12 protein-coding genes and 2 pseudogenes are annotated in these 16,730 nt (G+C 69.3%); 7 read left to right on the top strand and 7 right to left on the bottom strand.

The window, feature by feature from the left end; translation table 11 throughout:
* The first annotated feature begins 15 nt into the window (after window positions 1–15).
* Window positions 16–2,805, top strand: coding sequence for a discoidin domain-containing protein (locus AB0N66_RS36335; RefSeq protein WP_365443165.1), 2,790 nt, complete (start codon window positions 16–18; stop codon window positions 2,803–2,805).
* Window positions 2,806–2,998: 193 nt separating this feature from the next.
* Window positions 2,999–5,017: an NB-ARC domain-containing protein gene (locus tag AB0N66_RS36330; RefSeq protein ID WP_365443163.1), complete on the top strand. Its 2,019-nt coding sequence runs from the start codon at window positions 2,999–3,001 to the stop codon at window positions 5,015–5,017.
* Window positions 5,018–5,056: 39 nt separating this feature from the next.
* On the opposite strand, the pseudogene AB0N66_RS36325 reads toward AB0N66_RS36330, so the two are convergent.
* A pseudogene (locus tag AB0N66_RS36325) lies at window positions 5,057–5,419 on the bottom strand (nuclear transport factor 2 family protein); the annotation flags it as partial.
* A 62-nt stretch (window positions 5,420–5,481) separates the two neighbouring features.
* Here AB0N66_RS36325 and AB0N66_RS36320 point away from each other — a divergent pair.
* The 3 genes from AB0N66_RS36320 (at window position 5,482) to AB0N66_RS36310 (ending at window position 7,705) form a co-directional block, all read left to right on the top strand.
* Window positions 5,482–5,724 carry a hypothetical protein gene (locus AB0N66_RS36320; RefSeq protein ID WP_365443161.1) on the top strand — a complete coding sequence of 81 codons (243 nt, stop codon included), beginning with the start codon at window positions 5,482–5,484 and terminating at the stop codon, window positions 5,722–5,724.
* Between the two features lie 209 nt (window positions 5,725–5,933).
* Complete coding sequence (locus tag AB0N66_RS36315) at window positions 5,934–6,914, top strand: ATP-binding cassette domain-containing protein (protein WP_365443159.1); 981 nt, start codon at window positions 5,934–5,936, stop codon at window positions 6,912–6,914.
* Window positions 6,911–7,705 (top strand): ABC transporter permease, encoded by a 795-nt coding sequence (locus AB0N66_RS36310; protein ID WP_365443157.1) that lies wholly within the window; start codon window positions 6,911–6,913, stop codon window positions 7,703–7,705. The genes AB0N66_RS36315 and AB0N66_RS36310 overlap by 4 nt, the downstream gene beginning before the upstream one ends.
* On the opposite strand, the gene AB0N66_RS36305 is transcribed toward AB0N66_RS36310, so the two are convergent.
* Both AB0N66_RS36305 and AB0N66_RS36300 read right to left on the bottom strand, forming a co-directional pair.
* Complete coding sequence (locus tag AB0N66_RS36305; RefSeq protein ID WP_365443155.1) at window positions 7,686–10,823, bottom strand: BTAD domain-containing putative transcriptional regulator; 3,138 nt, start codon at window positions 10,821–10,823, stop codon at window positions 7,686–7,688. The two genes, AB0N66_RS36310 and AB0N66_RS36305, sit on opposite strands and share 20 nt — an antisense overlap.
* Before the next feature lie 134 nt (window positions 10,824–10,957).
* Window positions 10,958–12,241 (bottom strand): hypothetical protein, encoded by a 1,284-nt coding sequence (locus tag AB0N66_RS36300; RefSeq protein WP_365443153.1) that lies wholly within the window; start codon window positions 12,239–12,241, stop codon window positions 10,958–10,960.
* Window positions 12,242–12,793: 552 nt separating this feature from the next.
* On the opposite strand from AB0N66_RS36300, the gene AB0N66_RS36295 reads away from it, so the two are divergent.
* Window positions 12,794–13,228, top strand: coding sequence for a cupin domain-containing protein (locus AB0N66_RS36295; protein ID WP_365443151.1), 435 nt, complete (start codon window positions 12,794–12,796; stop codon window positions 13,226–13,228).
* A gap of 62 nt (window positions 13,229–13,290) precedes the next feature.
* On the opposite strand, the pseudogene AB0N66_RS36290 reads toward AB0N66_RS36295, so the two are convergent.
* From AB0N66_RS36290 to AB0N66_RS36280, 3 genes and pseudogenes are all read right to left on the bottom strand, one after another.
* Window positions 13,291–13,669 (bottom strand): annotated as a pseudogene (locus tag AB0N66_RS36290) (alpha/beta hydrolase); the annotation flags it as partial.
* An 11-nt stretch (window positions 13,670–13,680) separates the two neighbouring features.
* Window positions 13,681–14,238, bottom strand: a complete 558-nt coding sequence (locus tag AB0N66_RS36285; protein WP_365443149.1) for an anthrone oxygenase family protein — start codon at window positions 14,236–14,238, stop codon at window positions 13,681–13,683.
* 56 nt (window positions 14,239–14,294) lie between these two features.
* A complete protein-coding gene (locus AB0N66_RS36280; protein WP_365443148.1) occupies window positions 14,295–15,191 on the bottom strand; it encodes an NAD(P)H-binding protein in 897 nt (298 codons plus the stop codon).
* Between the two features lie 85 nt (window positions 15,192–15,276).
* Here AB0N66_RS36280 and AB0N66_RS36275 point away from each other — a divergent pair, with 85 nt between their 5' ends.
* The gene (locus AB0N66_RS36275) at window positions 15,277–15,762 is read left to right on the top strand and encodes a MarR family transcriptional regulator (RefSeq protein ID WP_365443146.1); all 486 of its coding nucleotides are present in this window, start codon (window positions 15,277–15,279) and stop codon (window positions 15,760–15,762) included.
* Window positions 15,763–16,354: 592 nt separating this feature from the next.
* Here the strand turns inward: AB0N66_RS36275 and AB0N66_RS36270 are convergent.
* On the bottom strand, window positions 16,355–16,730 hold a 376-nt coding region (locus AB0N66_RS36270), incomplete at its 5' end, for a DNA-directed RNA polymerase subunit alpha C-terminal domain-containing protein (protein ID WP_365443144.1).

Raw genomic sequence — 16,730 nt, 5'->3', positions numbered from 1 at the left:
CGCCTCGGAGAATCCATGCATCGACGTTTCCTGCGCCCGGCCGCAATCCGAACGGCCATCGGCGTACTGCCAACACTCCTCGCGGCTGCCGCAATTGGCGTCGGCGTGCTTCCCGCCTCAGCCGCAGCCGCCCCCGTGGTCTACTCCGTCGCACCCGGCGGGCAGGGAACCACCTGCTCGACCCAGGCCCCGTGCGCGCTACTGACAGCGCAGAGCAAGGTCCGCCAGGCGACAAGCACGATGACCACGGACATCAACGTCGTGCTGGCCGACGGGACATACCGTCTCGACGGCGCCCTTTCGTTCGCGCCCTCGGCGGGCGACTCCGCGACCGGCGGACACACCGTCAGCTACCAGGCGGCTCCCGGCGCCCACCCGGTCCTCAGCGGCGGCCAGCAGGTCACCGGGTGGACCCAGGCGTCCAACGGCATGTGGAGCGCAACGGTCCCGGCCGGCACCGACACCCGGCAGCTCTACGTCGACGGTGCCCGCGCGAACCGCGCGTCCGGATCGGTGGCGACCACCTTCACTCGTACCGCCACGGGCTACACGACCTCCAACACGCCCTTCGCCGGCTGGCAGAACATCTCCAACATCGAGTTCGTCTACGGCGTCGAGTGGACGCAGATGCGCTGCGGCGTCGCGTCTGTGTCGGGGACCACGGTCACGATGCAGCAGCCCTGCTTCGACAACTCCACGAAGAAGCAGTACGGCGTGAACGCCGACGTGCCGAGCTCCATCGAGAACGCGAAGGAACTGCTGAACAACCCTGGGGAGTTCTACCTCGACAAGCCGGGCCACACCATCTACTACCTGCCGCGCGCGGGCCAGCAGATGAACACCGCCGACGTCGAGCTCCCGAGCCTGCAGAACGTGATCACGGGCAACGGCACCGCCTCGAATCCGCTGCGCGGCCTGGCCATCAGCGGTATCACTGTCGCGTACGGGGGCTGGACCACCCCGAACTCGACCGACGGCTTCTCCGAGGTGCAGGCGAACATGCGCCTCACCGGTGCGAGCGCCTGGCAGAAGCAGGGTTCGTGCGACCGCTTCTCCACCACTGATCCGGGCACCTGCCCGTACGGCAACTGGACGATGACTCCGGGCAATGTGACGTTCACCTACACCGACGGGCTGAAGCTCACCGGCAACACGTTCCAGCATCTCGGCGCCGCCGGACTCCAGTTGGGCCAGGGCGTCACCAACTCCTCGATCACCGGGAACGTCTTCACCGACATCTCCGGAAGCGGCATCGAGATCGGCAACGGCACCGACGCGAACCCTGCTGACGTCAGCGTCCTGCCCACGGGCAACACCATCGCCAACAACTGGATCCACAACATAGCCGTGGAGTACACCGGCGGCGTCGGCATCTTCCAGGGTTACACCCGCAACGACACCATCACGCACAACCAGGTCAACAACGTCCCCTACAGCGGTATCAGTTCGAACTGGGGCTGGGGACGCACCGCCACCAAGTCCTCGGGCAACAAGATCACCAACAACCTCGTCTACGACTACATGCAGCAGCGCTCCGACGGCGGCGGCATCTACGTCCTCGGGCAGGAAGGCACCTCGCTCACCGACGGCCTGGTCATCAGCGGCAACGTCGTACGCGGCGCCGGGGGCGGCGGGTTCGCCATCTACACCGACGGCGGCAGCCAGTACGTGACCATGACCGGCAACGCCGCCTACAACGCCAACAACTCCTCCATGGGCGGATGCAAGGAGGGGACCACCACCCCCTACGGCGACTTCTCCTTCACCGGCAACTACTTCGAGAACATCACACCCAACTGGGTCTGCGGCAACCCGACCAACGTCAACGTCAGCGGCAACACCCAGGTCTCCGCCGACGGCGTCGGCGTACCGGCTTCCCTGCTGGCCAACGCCGGCCTCGAAGCGGCATACGCGGGCATCGCGGCACCGCCGACCGGCGCGGCACCGACCAACCTCGCGGCCAACAAGCCGGCCGTGGCGCAGTTCCTCGACGGCAGCACCGCGCAGCTGCAGCCCGGGTCACAGGTGGCGTACGCGACGGACGGCGACCCCGCCACGTTCGTGCAGGCCAGCGGACAGTTCAAGTGGCAGCTCGTGGTCGACCTGCAGCAGTCTCAGAGCCTGGGATACATCACGGTCGGCATGCCCCAGGCCCACTTCGCCACCGACTTCCACGTGGACGCCTCGACCAACGGCACCACATGGACCACCGTCGGAACCGTCAACAACAGCGGGTGGGGAACCGTCCCCGTCGCCTTCTCCACGCCGGTGACCGCCCGGTACCTACGTGTCGTCGCCGACAAGCCGGACAACTCCGGCCAGCGAGGCGACCAGATGGCGATCAACGGGATCGGCGCGTACGCCGCTGCCTCCGGCGGCAACAACATCGCGCTGAACACCCCGGCCCAGGCGCTGTTCGTCGACGGAACCCAGGCCGGCATGCAACCGAGCTCCACGCCGGCGCTCGGCAACGACGGCAACACGTCGACGTTCGCGCAGGCTTCGGGACGCTACCGGTGGTCGCTGCAGGCGGACCTCCAGCAACCGCAGTCGGTCAACGTGGTGTCCGTCCTGATGCCCACCGACAAGTACGCGACCGCCTTCCACGTGGACGTCTCCCTCGACGGCTCGACCTTCTGGACGGTCGCGCACCGCACTGACAGCATCGGAGGTACGACAGGCGTCCAACTGGACTCACCGGTCACGGCTCGCTATGTGCGGGTCATTGCCGACCGCCCGAACTCCGGCGGCCAGCCCGGTGGCCAGATGGCGATCAGCGAACTCGCCGTGTACGGCACCAAATAGCGGCAAGCACCCGGATGCGTAGGCCGGCCTGGGCCACGCATCCGGGTGCGATCCGGCGTGAACGTCATCGGGTACAGAAACCGTACGATCGAATAGTTGCCAACCTCGATCGCTTGTGACCGTTTCATGCAAGAGGGGTTGGCGGCGCGCGCAGGCTAGGCAGGATGGGACCGTGGTAGGCAACCTTCCTGTGATGACGACCAGCTTCGTCGGCCGCGACAGCGAACTCGACGCAGTCAAAGCAGCGTTGACCCAGCACCGGGCGGTCACCCTCACCGGTGGCGGCGGTGTCGGTAAGAGCCGCCTGGCGCTGCGCGTCGCAGAGCAGATACGGGGTCGGTACGCCGACGGAGTCTGGTGGGTCGACCTGTCCAACCTCTACGACGACCGGTTGTTCACCGCCACGGTCTGCGACGCGGTCGATCTCCTGGACCACAATCCGCGCGCCCCGATCGAGGCGCTCTGCGAGTGGCTCACCGGCCGGCAGGTCCTGCTCGTCTTCGACTGCTGTGAACGAGTGCTCGCTTCCTGCCGACCCCTGGTGAGCGAACTCCTCACTGCTGCACCGCAGTTGACCGTCCTCGCCACCAGCAGACAGTCCCTCGGTGTCCAAGGTGAGCACCGTATCGAAGTGGCTCCGCTCTCCATGGACGACGGCGGCAGCGGAGACGCGGTGCGCCTGTTCCGCGAGCGCTGCGCCACGGCCGCCCCTGCGGTGTCCCTCGATTCCCCCGGCTCCGTCAAAGCAGTCGCCACCATCTGTCGCCGCCTGGAGGGAATCCCGCTCGCCGTCGAACTCGCCTGCGCGCGTCTGCGGGAGAGCAGCCTCACGGAGATCGCCGAGCGCCTCGGCTCACGGCTCGACACTCTCGTGGACGAGACGGTACGGCCCCAGCGCCACCGAGCCCTTCGCACGGCGATCGGCTGGAGCCATGAACTGTGTTCCCCACTCGAGCGTCTGCTGTGGGCCAGGCTCTCCGTCTTCCGCGGCCCTGTCGAAGTGGCGGACGCCCAGTCCGTCTGCGCGGGCGGCCCTCTCAGTGCCCACGACATCCCTTGGCTTCTCAAGCGGCTCGTCGATCAGTCCGTCCTCCAACAGGTGGGCACCCGTTACCGGATGCTCGACACACTGTGCGAGTACGGAGCCATATGGCTCGCGGAACTCGGTGAGCAGGACGCCCTCACCCGACGCCATGCGACGCACTACGCCAACGTGCTGGCCGAGTCCGAAGCCGGCTGGCTCAGCGATCGACAGGTCGCCTGGTACGCACGGATCTCCGAAAGCCACACCGACGTACGTGCCGCACTCGACCACCTCATCGAGGCAGACCCCGATGCCGCCCTCGAAATGGCCGGCCGGACAGGCCTGTTCTGGCCCTGCTGCGGACACCTCCACGAATCCCGCGACTATCTCGAGCGCGCCCTGGCCCTCGACACGCCCAAGGGCCCGTCCCGCACCCGAGCACTCTGGGCCCTGGGTATCACGCTCACCCTCCAGGGCGACCACCGGACCGCCCTGCGCATCGGGGAGGAATGCGCCGATGCGGCGCAGCAGGACGGCACCCCGCAGTCCGTGCTCTTCGCCGCCCACACCCTCGGCCTCACCCACCTCATGGCCGGCCGGCCCCAGGCCGCGTTCGAGGTGAGCGACCACGCCTTGATCACCAGCAGTACGTCTCCCCCGTCGGGCGCGCCGCAGCTCTGCTGCATGGTGATCCGGACGTTCGCCCAATCCGCGCTCGGCCTACTGCCCGAGGCCTATGAAGCGGCCATCGGCCTGCGCGATCTCAGCCTCCAGTACGGCGAGCACTGGGCGCGGTCGTACGCGTTCCACCAACTCGCCTTCATAGACCTCCTCCAGGGCCGCGCGCACGACGCCGAACGTCACGCCCTGGCCATGCTCACCAGCAAGCACAGCCTCAACGACAACCTCGGAATCGCCCTCGCTCTCGACCTCCTCACGGGAGCGAACGCGGTCCAGGGCAACGGCATCGGGGCCGCCCGCACCTCCGGAACCGGGAACACCTTCTGGCGCATGCTCGGCCACCCGAATCACGGCACACCCGAACTCTCCGAGGTCCGTGACCAATGGGAGCTACAAGCCCGCAAGGCGGCTGGGGACGACGCCTACGACAAGGCCTTCCACAACGCACTGAACGACGACGCCGAACACGGCCTCACCCTCGTGCTGCAAGGCCCGCCACCGTCCTGACCGTCACCCGCTTCCGGCAAAGGATCGCTCCCCCACTTCTCAGGCATGTCGGTGATAAACCTTGTTGGCGATGCGCCAGCCGTCCTCGACGCGGACCAGCAGAAAGATGTCGGTGAAGGTGTCCGCGCCGTGCCGGAGCGTCATGGTTGCGGTTGCGACGGTGCCGTGGACGTCGACGACGTCGATACAGCGTGAGCGGGTCGGTTCGTCCAAGGCCGGCCGGCCCGGGAAGAAAGCGCAGTACTCGGCCAGGGGTCACGAGACAAATGCGCCGTCCCGGATTCCCTCGATGTGGGCGGTAGGCAGGAACGCGTCGCGGAAGTAGGTGGGGTCGCCGGTGGCGTGGCCGCGGATGTAGGCGCGGAGCGGTTCGCGCACGGCGTCCTCCACCTCGTGGACCGAGGCGGGCGCACGATGACCAACGTGGCTGGGATTACGACTGGGGCGAGTGGAGCGCGGCGTTGATGCGCGTGAGCATGGTCGCCCCGCCGGAAGTGGCGGCCGAGATCGACCATTTCGGCCGCACCATCAACTCCTTCCTGGACCAAGTGGCGCGGGGACGCGACCCTCTGCATGACCCGGTGAGTCCGGAGGAGTTCGAGCAGGCCAGACAGGCACCTGCCAAGGCCCAGGTGAGGCTGATCAACGCCATACGAAGGTCACTGAGTAATGATCAAAAAGGGCTGTCGTTCGGAATCGGTGGGTGAGGCGTCGGCGCTCGGACTGCCGACGGGCATGTTCCGACGACGACGGCTTCGGTGCGTCTTTGTCGCCGGTGCCGGCGGGGCGCGGCGACAGCCGCTCTGAGGCCGCACCGGCAGCGAGGCAATGAAGGCCCTGCCCCCGCCACCCGGTTTCAGGGCGCTGAAACCATCCTGAAGGCGCGCTGAATGCGCCCTCCCGCAAGCTCTGCGGCATGACGACAACGACATCGCACTCACTCGCCATCGCGGCCAAGGGGCTGCGCAAGTCCTACGGCGACAAGACGGTCCTCGACGGCATCGACCTGTCCGTCCCCGAAGGAACGGTCTTCTCCCTGCTCGGCCCGAACGGCGCGGGCAAGACCACCGCCGTGAAGATCCTCTCCACCCTCATCACCGCCGATGCCGGCGAACTGCACGTCGGCGGCCACGACCTGGCCGCCGACCCGCAGGCCGTGCGTGCCGCGATCGGCGTCACCGGGCAGTTCTCCGCCGTCGACGGCCTGATCACCGGCGAGGAGAACATGCTCCTCATGGCGGACCTGCACCACCTGTCCCGTGGCGAAGGCCGCCGCACCGCCGCCGAACTCCTCGATCGGTTCGACCTCACCGAGGCCGCCAAGAAGCCCGCCTCCACCTACTCCGGCGGCATGAAGCGCCGCCTCGACCTCGCCATGACCCTGGTCGGCAACCCGCGGATCATCTTCCTCGACGAGCCGACCACCGGCCTCGACCCGCGCAGCCGCCACAACATGTGGCAGATCATCCGCGAACTCGTCTCCGACGGCGTCACCGTCTTCCTCACCACCCAGTACCTGGAAGAAGCCGACGAACTCGCCGACCGCATCGCCGTGTTGAACGACGGCAAGATCGCCGCCGAGGGCAGCGCCGAGGAGCTGAAGCGGCTCATCCCCGGCGGACACGTCCGGCTCCGCTTCACCGACCCGGCCGCCTACCAGTCAGCCGCCTCCGCCCTGCGCGAGGCCACCCGCGACAACGAGGCGCTCTCCCTGACCATCCCCAGCGACGGCACCCAGCGCGAACTGCGCGCCATCCTCGACTGGCTGGACTCCGCCGACGTCGAGGCGGACGAACTGACCGTGCACACCCCCGACCTCGACGACGTGTTCTTCGCCCTCACCAGCCCCACCACCGTCACCGACGCCCCCAACAAGCCCAAGGAGAAGTTCCGATGAGCGCCCTCTCCCTCGCCGTCCGCGACTCGAACACGATGCTGCGCCGCAACCTGCTGCACGCGTGGCGCTACCCGTCCGGGACCCTGAACCTGCTGCTCACGCCGATCATGCTGCTCCTGCTCTTCGTCTACATCTTCGGCGACGTGATGAGCGCCGGCATCGGCGGCACCGACCGCTCCGACTACATCGCCTACATCGCCTACATCGTCCCCGGCATCCTGATGATGACCATCGGCGGCACGGTGATCGGGGCCGCCGTGCACGTCTCCATGGACATGAACGAGGGCCTCATCGCCCGCTTCCGCACGATGGCGATCCATCGCGGCTCTGTCCTCATCGGGCACGTCGTCGGCAGCGTGCTGCAGTGCTTGATGAGCGTGATCCTCGTCGGTGCCGTCGGATTGGCCATCGGCTTCAGGTCCGTGGACGCCACCGCCCTGGAGTGGCTCGCGGCGTTCGGGCTGCTCGCGCTGTTCTCCCTGGCACTCACCTGGCTCGCGGTCGGGATGGGCATGGCCAGTCCGAACGCCGAGGCGGCCGCCAACAGTGCTCAGCCGCTGATCCTCCTCCCCCTCATCTCCAGCGCCTTCATCCCGGCCGAGACGATGCCGGGCTGGTTCCAGCCGATCGCCGAGTACCAGCCGTTCACCCCGGCCATCGAGACCCTGCGTGGCCTGCTGCTCGGCACCGAGATCGGCCACAACGGATGGCTCGCGATCGCCTGGTGCCTCGCGCTGACCGTGCTCGGTTATCGCTGGTCGACGGCATCGTTCAACCGCGACCCGAAGTAACCGCCATGACAGCGCGGGCTGCCTCCCGCAACCCGTCCCGCCCCAGGGCGGCGTACTCCGACACCGCGTCGGCGTACGCCGCCCTGGCAGCGTTCCCGGCGGCCTCGACCGCCTGCCGGGCGCGGTCCGCCGACATCGTCGGCTGGAACTCCCGCAGCACCCCCAGCCGTTCGGCCAGCGCCAGCATCCGTACGGCACTGGTGTCGCCGGACACGAGCCCCGCCATGCCGAGGGCTTGCAGCACCGTGCCGAACAAGGGGAGCTCGGCGGGCGAGCCGACCGGAGCGGCGAGTAGCGCCCGCAGCCGCTGCCGCAGCCGGTCGACTCCCTCCGCGACCAGCCCGAGGCGGCCGGCGTGGGCGTGCGCCGTCACCGCCACCGACTGGATCACCAGCACCCACGGGTCGAGCCCGGCGTCGCCGCCGCGCACCGCACCGGCCGCGAGCATGCGCTCCACGATGCCGCGCCACAGGCCGAGTCCGACCTCCGTCAGTCCGCGGGCGAGCGCGAGTTCGGCGCGTCCGCAGAGGTCGGGTCGGTAGAAGTCGTCCTGCTGCGGGATGTTGTCGTTCTCCGCCTGTTGCAGCCAGTACTCGGCCTCGTCGGGGTCGCCGCGTTGCAGACAGGCGATGACGAGGAGCGAGCGGATACCGATGTAGTCGTGCCCGTCGCCGAGCCGCGGCAACTCCTTGAGCGCCGCCTTGAGATGCTCGTACGCCTCCTCGCCCCGCTCCGTCCGCAAGCACAGCTCGCTCAGCCGGGAATGCACCATGAGCTGCACGGACGGATTGTCGACCGGCGCCAGTCCGGCGACCGACCGGCGGGCCGACACGAGCGCGCGGTCGATGTCGTGCTCGAACTCCCAGACGTAGCAGGCGACGCACTCGGCGATGCCGGAGAGCAGCGGCTGCTCGCTGTCGCAGAGCCGCTGCATCACGTCGTAGTCGGGAGGCCGTATCTCGGGGATCGCGCTCAGCACCACCGCGGTGGCGCGCATCAGCGTGTCCGGCGGCGCCTGAGGCAGCCGCCGGAGGGTGACGAGCTGGCGTACGGCGCGCGGGCCGGGGCCCATGAACACGGTCACGGTGCCCAACACCGCGGCGGTGCGGGCGACTTCGACGTACGCGGGTTCGGGACGGTAGTGCGACAGCGGCGGGCCGGTGTCCTCGACGAGGGCGGCGAGGCGGGGAAAGTTGGTGCCGGTGGACCACAGAGCGGCGAGGACGGCGGTGACGGCGGCAATGGAGGGACTGTCCGTACGGGCCAGTGCGTGCCGCAGGGCCAGTACGAGATTGTCCTGCTCGGGCTTGATCCGCTCCCAGGCGGCCTGCGAATCCGAGTCGAAGAGCGCGTCGTGGTACGCGACCCCGAAGTCGCGCGCCCAGGCGAGGAATTGGTCGACGGCGGCCTGGTCCTCGCCCGCCTCCGCCCGCCGGGCCGCGCTGAACTCCCGTACGGTCTCCAGCATCCGAAATCGTACGCCGGTCGAGGTGTCGGCGACGGTGAGCAGTGACTGATCCGCCAGCTGCTCAAGTACGAACAGGGCGTCCTCGCCCAGGACTTGCTCCGCGGCTTCACTCGTGAAGCCGCCGGGGAAGACGGACAGCATGCGCAGCGCGGCCCTGGCTTCCTCGTCGAGCAGGTTCCAGCTCCAGTCCACGACCGCGTGCAGTGTGCGGTGGCGCTCCGGCGCGTCTCTTGCCCCGCCGCGCAGCAGCGCGAACCGGTCGCCGAGGCGCCGGGCTATCTCCGGCACCGAAAGCACCCGCACCCGCGCCGCGGCCAACTCCACAGCGAGCGGCAACCCGTCGAGGTGGCGGCACAGCCCGTCCACCGCGGCCGACGGCAGCTCCACGCCGGGCCGGGCGGCCCGGGCCCGCTGTGTGAACAGCTCGACCGAGATGTCAAGACCGAGCTCCGGAAGCGCGTACACGGCCTCAGAGGTGAGGCCCAGCGGGGCCCGGCTGGTCGCGAACACCCGCAGGTCCTTCGAGGACGAGACCAGAGCCTGTACGAGGTCGGCGGCGCCCCGGACGACCTGCTCGCAGTTGTCGAGGACCAGCAGAGCGGACCCGGAGCCGAGCACGCCGAGGATGCCGGAGACCGGGTCGTGGCCGCTCATGGTGCCGGGCCGCCGCTCGCCGGCGCCGAGCGCGGAGGCCACCTCCGCGGCCACGTCCGCGTCCGCGGTGACTCCGGCGAGCGGCACGAAGTACACCACGCGCTGCTCGGCCCGGCGGCTGACGGCGTGCGCGAGCCGGGTCTTGCCGAGGCCGCCGGGGCCGAGGACGGTGACGGCGCGGGAGGCGCGCAGCAGCCGCTCCACGGCCGCGATGTCCTCGTCCCGGCCGAGGAGTTGGTTCGGCTCGTGCGGTACGCCGTGCCTGAGGGCAGGTGCCTCGCCGCGCAGCAGCTCCTGCTGTACGGCCTTGAGCCCGGCGCCAGGATCGGTGCCGAGCTCGTCGCGGAGCTCACGGCGGTACGCCTCGTACCGCATCAGCGCTGCGGACGGGCCCGCCGTCGCCGCCTCGCCGCGCAGCAGTTCGGCGAGCACCTCCTCGTCGCGCGGATGCTCCGATGCGGCCACGGCCAGCGGCTCGGCCGCCTCCGTGTGCCGTCCGAGGCGGGCGAGCGCGAGCGCCCTCGCGCGTACGAGCGTGCTGCGGACGGGGGCTCGCTCGGTGCGCAGCGCGGCTACGGGGTCGTCGTTGTCGCCTGCCCCGTCAGGAGTGCCCTTCCACAGCGCCAGCCCGGCCTCGGCCGCAGCCAGCGATCCCGCGTGGTCCCCGGCCCTGGCCCGGTCCGCGCTCGCGGCGGCGTGCAGCAAGAGGGCGGAGCTGTCGACCTGGTCCTCGTCGAGTGTGAGCCGATATCCAGTGGGCGTGCTGATGAGGACGTCGGCATCCAACTGTGCCCGCACCCTGGACACCAGGACCTGCACTGCCTTTCCCGGCCGCTCCGGCAACTCGTCCGGCCACAGCCCTGCCACCAGCCGCTCGGTGCTGCAGCCCGTGCGCAAGTCGCCCGCGAGCAGCGCGAGGAGACCCCGGAGCCGGGGCGCGGTGACCTCCTGTCCGCGATAGGCGACACGTGGCAGCAAGGTCAGGTCGGTGGTCACCCGTGAAGATTAGCCAAGGCGTAGGCCGCCGGAACTCCCGCGGCGGGCCGAACTCCCCCTGCCCGGGCGGCTGCCGCAGCCGCGCCGACCGCTCCTGAACCGCGCCAACCGATCCCGCCGCCGGGCCGGCGCGGTCACCGGACGCGGTTCGCGAAGACGTCGCTCACTTCATTGGTGTCCTCGGCCACAAGGTCGGTATCGATGGAGCTGAAGACCACGACCCGGCCGTCGCCTGAGACGGCCCCGCGCTCGATCGACCCAAACGCAGGCCCGCCGTCCGTGCCCGAACTCACCCGCCGGGACTCCCCCGTCCTCAGGTCGAGGACCACGACCGGCCACGCCCAGCCGAGTTCGGAGGCCGGGTCGTCAGCTCCCATCTCGTACGCCACATGACGGCCGTCGGCGCTCAACTGACCGCCGCGGGTGCCGGGCCGGTCCGGATTGCCCGGGATCGCGATCGTGGTGCCGGCCTCCACATCCCTGACGAACATGTTGCTCAGTCCGTCGTCGGAGGTGACGGGCCCTGAGTTGAACTTCTCGAAGAGGACCCGTCGGCCGTCACCACTGATCGACGGGCGGCTCAAGACCCGCAGGGGTGTCGTCCCGTCGTATGCCACGTCGACGATCTGCTCCGTGCCCGCGGCGCGGTCCAGCAGCAACACATGGCCGACTTCGGGCCCCTTGGGGATGATCCTGCCGAAGGTGTACGCGACACGCTGCCCGTCGTCGCTGATCGCCGGGCTTCCCGCCCCGTACTCCTCGGGCTCGGTGTCGGGCCTGCTGACCCACTCGGTCGTACCGGTGACCCGGTCACGTACGTATACCCGCGACTTTTCGTCCGCGGTCGAGCCGGTCGGCCGTCTCACGACGAACGCGACATGACGCCCGCCGGCAGTCAGCACGGGAGTGAAGGCCTCACCGGCCGCGAAGTCGTCCTCGGGCGGTGCGGCGAGCCGCTCGACAGCGCCGGTCCGCAGGTCCTGGACGTACGCGCTCCTCAGCCCGGTGTCGTTGGCGTAGGCGGTGTAGGCGATCAGACGGCCGGTTCGGCTCAGCGACGGCGTGCTCAATACGTGGCCGGCCAGGGCGACACGCTGAAGTGATCCGGTACGCAGCTGACGTACGAATATGTCCTGCGAGCCCGGCTGGTCGCCTGGGACCAGGTTCGAGGCGCGCGACACGAACGCCGCCACCCGGCCGTCCCTGCTGATCACGGCACCGCCGGCATCGGCGTCGGCCTGCGTGCCGTCCGCCGCCACACTCAGCCGCACGGTGGCCGGTGTCTGAGGCGCCGCGTGAGCCGTCGGCAGAGTCGTCATCATGAGCACGGCGACCACAGCGGACGCGGACGCTCCTGTCGTCGCGCGAGCCGCGCGAGCCGCGCGAGCCGCGCGAGCCGCACGAACGGAATAGGTCATGTCTCCCCCAGGGACATTCCAGTGCCCGACCCCCCGCCGGGCACACGGGGAGTAAAGCCCACCTCCCGCTCCGTGAGCAATCCGATCGATTATGTACAACCCAAGGGGCCCCTGAGCCGTCCGCGCCAGGCGGCACCGACGCCCCTCGTACGCCCCTCCACGGCTTCCGCCGCACGGACAACACGTTCGAGGCTCTCTGCCAGGACCTCAAGCTCCGACACCCAGAGCAGGCAGTCAGTTGAAAGCGAGGAGGCGCAGGACGCGCCCCTTCCAGACAAGTCCAGCGGCGGCGAATACGAGGCCGAGCGCTATGAACAGGACACCGCCGGGGTCGTAGGACATCGCGCCAGTCTCCAGCATCCGTGCCGCCGGCGGGTGCAACCTTGCTCCTCACGCCAACCCCGACGAGCATCCAAGCCGACAGCCACACCCCCAACGGCTTCCGTCAGGACCTCTGAAGCCGATCTGACGAACTCCGGGAAACCTGCGCCCTCGTACGACACACTCCTCATCGGAACGCCGACTCATCGCCCGCTGAAAGGACTTCCCCCCATGGGCACCGTGCTCCGTACCGGAGTTGCAGGAACCGCAGTCCTCTGCCTTTCACTCGTCGCAGGCCCCGCCCACGCGACGCCTCCCGGCCCGGGAGTCACCGGCACAGTGATCGCGCAGACCACCGTCGGCGACACCGACTACATCCTGCGGGAGATCACCGTCCCGGCGGGCCAGAGCACCGGCTGGCACTACCACGACGGAACGCTGTACGGCCTCGTCAAAGAGGGCACGCTGAGCCACTTCGACTCGAACTGCGCGCCCGACGGCCTTTATCAGGCCGGCGCCACCCTCACCGAACCGTCCGGCTCCGACCACGTACACATCGGCCGCAACCTCGGGACCACCCCACTGGTCCTGGACGTCCTCTACGTACTGCCCCATGGCGCGCCCCTGTCCGAAGACGCCCCCAACCCGGGCTGCGACTTCCAGTAACCAGGAAGTCGCCCCCTTGTTGCGTTCGTAGCTCACCGCCGAAGCACTGGGGCGTACTCACCTGAGACGAGAACGGCCCGTCCCACACGTGCGGCGCCGTCGCACATCAGCAGTTGGACAAGTGCTCCACCGGTGTCGTTGCCGACAAGGGTGACGTCATGCAGAGCGCGGCGGTCGAGGAACTCCGCGGCCAGCCGTGCCACCCCGGGCAGCGACAGATCGGCGTCGGCGTGCATCGCGTGACGGTGCACGCCGAGCGGCAACGTCGGTGCCACGCACCGGTGGTCGGCGGCCAGCTCGGCGATGGGGCCGTCCCATAGCGAGGAGTCCATCATCAAGCCGTGCAGCAGTGCAGGCGGTCGTGGGGCCGTCGCCGCCGGTGTCCTCGTATTCGCTTGTCCTGGCGGACAGTTCGATCCCTTTCACGTCGATCTCCCTCATGCCGGTCTCCCTCATGTCCGTTGGTGCAGCGGGGAATCCTCTGATGCGGCGGGCAGTCCACGGTGCGTTGACGTCGGTGTCTCGTGCCGCGTGCGGCGCGGGGTTCCCGTCGCGTTGGCGATCAAGGCCCCGAGCGCGAGCACGGCCGCGCCCGTCCGCACGCCGTGGGCGATCTGCCAGTGATCACGTACGGTCGCCCAGTCCGCGGGCGGCGCCTGCACGTTCCAGTCGAGCTGGTCGGCGTTGATGGGCAGGTTGACCGCTAGCGTCAGGGCCAGAACCCCGACCAGCAGGGTGAGCGCCGCCAGCGTCAACCAGGGGGTGACTTCTCTCGCCTTGAACGTGAGGGCGACGAGCAATGCCGTGGCGATCAGCGCCGGCAGGAGTGTGGCGACCGCGAGCTTGTCCAGCGACTCGAGTTCGACCTGCCGGACCTGGGTGTACACCTGACGGTCGAAGCCCCGCAGGGACAGTTCGAGGACGAGGACGGCGACGAGGAACCCCGCGAAGAGGCCCGAGAAAAACAGGCCGGCCCACCGCGCGACCTTTGCAACTGGACTGTTCAGCACGTTCGTTCCTCCCGGTCGGGCCTGCCGTGCCTGCCGTGCCTGCCGTGGCCGAGAGCTCATGAGTCGGCCGGGGTCATGAAGGCGGAGGCGTTCTCGGCGGCCCACGCGGCAAAGGTGAGTGCGGGGCGGCCCAGGAGCCGCTCAACGGTGTCCGTGGACGGGCCTGGCGTGTTCGCGTAGTCGGCCAGGGAGCCGAGGAGCCGGTCGGGGATGTCCTCCGCCAGGCCCTGGGCGAGCATCGCCTGGCGGACCTGTTCGGGGGCGAGCTCCTGGAAGGACAGGTCTCGGCCTATGGCCTCGCCGATGAGGCGGACCTTGTCCCGCTGGTCGAGTGACTGCGGGCCGGTGAGCAGGTAGGCACGCCCTGCGTGACCAGCATGACCTGTGTGCCCTGCGTGCCCTGTGTGCCCTGCGTCCTTTGAGGTCATCAGCACCTGTACGGCCACCTCCGCGATGTCGCGCTGGTGGATCGGCGAGGTCGCCGCGCTGCCGTAGGCGCCACGCACAACGCCGGTCGCGCGGATCTGCGGAGCCCAGGCCAGTGCGTTGGAGGCGAAGTCGGCGCACCGAAGGAACGTCCACTGCAGGCCGGAGCGCCTGACGGCTTCCTCGACCGCTCTGAACTCGTCGGCGAACCGCCGGTGACCGGCCGGGTGCTCCACGGTCGCGGCTGACAGCACCACCACCCGCTGCGCGCCCCGAGCGGCAGCCAGCGACAGCAACTCAGCAGCCGCTCCACTGACAGCGCGCGGGCTGAGCAGAACCGCTTCGACGCCGTCCGGCCAGGCCGTGAGGCTGTCCGGCCTGGACGGATCTCCCGTCACCACCTGCGCACCGCTGGGCAGAGCGGCGGCTGGATCGCGGGTGACCGCCGCCACCTTCTCCCCGGCCTCCAGCAGTAGGTCCACCGCTTCGCGTCCGACGTTCCCGGTCGCTCCGATCACCATGAACATGTCGATGCCCCTCGCTTCGACACCCGGTTGTTCGGATGCCGTAATATACGAGAACCGTAGCATGTTGATTTGAGAGGCGTACATTATGGTTCCCGTAACATCTGGGGATGAGGCTCACCGTCGTCGGCGGGCCACCGTCGAGGTCAAGCAGGGGCTGCGCGAGCTGGGCGCCGAACTGACCCTGCTCAACCGGCAGGTCAGCACCCGCCTCGGCCTCAAGGACATCGACCTGGACTGCCTCGACCTCATCAACACCCACGGTCCGTTGAGCCCGACCGCGCTGGCACGACGAGCCGGGCTGCACGCCGCCACGACGACCGGGGTTCTCGACCGGCTCGAACGCGCCGGCTGGGTGGCCCGCGACCGCGACCCGGCGGACCGCCGAGCCTCGCTGGTCCGGGCCCTGCGCGACCGCAACGGCGAACTGCTCGAGCTCTTCGCCGGGATGAACTCCTCGGTGGACCAGATCTGCGCCGACTACGACGACGCCGAGCTCGAACGACTCGCCGGCTTCCTCCGCCGCACCGCCGACGCCGGGCGAAACGCGGCCGAGGGACTGGCCGGCAACTGACGACATCCACCGCGGCCGGGTCGCCTCACAGCGCTGCCCGACGGGAAGACAGGAAGACAGGAAGAGGGGAAGAGGGAAAGAGGGAAAGAGGGAAAGCGGGAGGGCCAACGCCCGAAGAAGGGCACGCTGTTGGCAAAGCGCCGCCCCGTACGTCATCGAAGAGCGGGAAGGTTCCGCCGTGGCGGCGAACTCAGCGGCCCCGGACGAAAGCGGCGGCCGTGGGCGAGCAGGTGCCGAGGCACGCCGAGTGGTCCTGGCGTCAGCCTGCCAGGACCACACAGCGGCAGAAGGCGGCCTGGCGGCGGTTCGCCAGGCACGCCGTCAAGTGATGGGCCACGCCACGATTCCCCTCGGGACCCGGTGACACCCGGGTGCCCGACGGATCGCGCGGCCCGCGATGTACTGACGTGACGGGCCCGCGGACACCGTCGCACCGCTCACCTTGTGGACCGGGTCGTCGGGGAACGTCGGCTGGGCCGGGACAAGGTGCCCGACCTGGCAGACGCCCCCTCTCTGAGAAAGGGGGCGCAGACGCCCGATGAGCCGTCTCCTCTGCCTTCCCGACTCCCCCGCGACCCGGCCCAGCTCAGCGTCAGTACTGCTCGGTCTCCACGAAGCCCGCGTCCACGTCGTTGTCGGCGCCAAAGGCGTCGGCAGCGGCAGTGGGGTCGAATCCGGGCGGGCTGTCCTTGAGACCCAGACCCATACCGGCGAGCTTCGCCTTGACCTCGTCGATGGACTTCGCACCGAAGTTACGAATGTCGAGGAGGTCGGCCTCGGAGCGGGCGACGAGTTCGCCCACGGAGTGGACGCCCTCACGCTTGAGGCAGTTGTAGGACCGAACGGTGAGCTCGAGCTCCTCGATCGGCATGACGAGATCAGCGGCGAGGGCGGCGTCCGTCGGGGACGGGCCCATGTCGATGCCCTCGGCGTCGATGTTGAGCTCACGGGCAAGCCCGAACAGCTCC

This window comes from Streptomyces sp. NPDC093544 (assembly GCF_040683495.1).
In the GTDB taxonomy this organism is placed as follows: domain Bacteria; phylum Actinomycetota; class Actinomycetes; order Streptomycetales; family Streptomycetaceae; genus Streptomyces.
The sequence above is the reverse complement of the archived record's forward strand: the minus strand, read 5'-3'. Positions and strand labels throughout refer to the sequence as shown.

Excerpts from the sequence above, each read along its gene's own strand:
- AB0N66_RS36310 (WP_365443157.1), top strand. The coding sequence starts at position 6,911 with ATGAGCGCCCTCTCCCTCGCCGTCCGCGACTCGAACACGATGCTGCGC.
- AB0N66_RS36315 (WP_365443159.1), top strand. The coding sequence starts at position 5,934 with ATGACGACAACGACATCGCACTCACTCGCCATCGCGGCCAAGGGGCTG.
- AB0N66_RS36295 (WP_365443151.1), top strand. The coding sequence starts at position 12,794 with ATGGGCACCGTGCTCCGTACCGGAGTTGCAGGAACCGCAGTCCTCTGC.
- AB0N66_RS36330 (WP_365443163.1), top strand. The coding sequence starts at position 2,999 with ATGACGACCAGCTTCGTCGGCCGCGACAGCGAACTCGACGCAGTCAAA.
- AB0N66_RS36300 (WP_365443153.1), bottom strand. The coding sequence starts at position 12,241 with ATGACCTATTCCGTTCGTGCGGCTCGCGCGGCTCGCGCGGCTCGCGCG.
- AB0N66_RS36335 (WP_365443165.1), top strand. The coding sequence starts at position 16 with ATGCATCGACGTTTCCTGCGCCCGGCCGCAATCCGAACGGCCATCGGC.
- AB0N66_RS36280 (WP_365443148.1), bottom strand. The coding sequence starts at position 15,191 with ATGTTCATGGTGATCGGAGCGACCGGGAACGTCGGACGCGAAGCGGTG.
- AB0N66_RS36320 (WP_365443161.1), top strand. The coding sequence starts at position 5,482 with ATGCGCGTGAGCATGGTCGCCCCGCCGGAAGTGGCGGCCGAGATCGAC.
- AB0N66_RS36275 (WP_365443146.1), top strand. The coding sequence starts at position 15,277 with ATGGTTCCCGTAACATCTGGGGATGAGGCTCACCGTCGTCGGCGGGCC.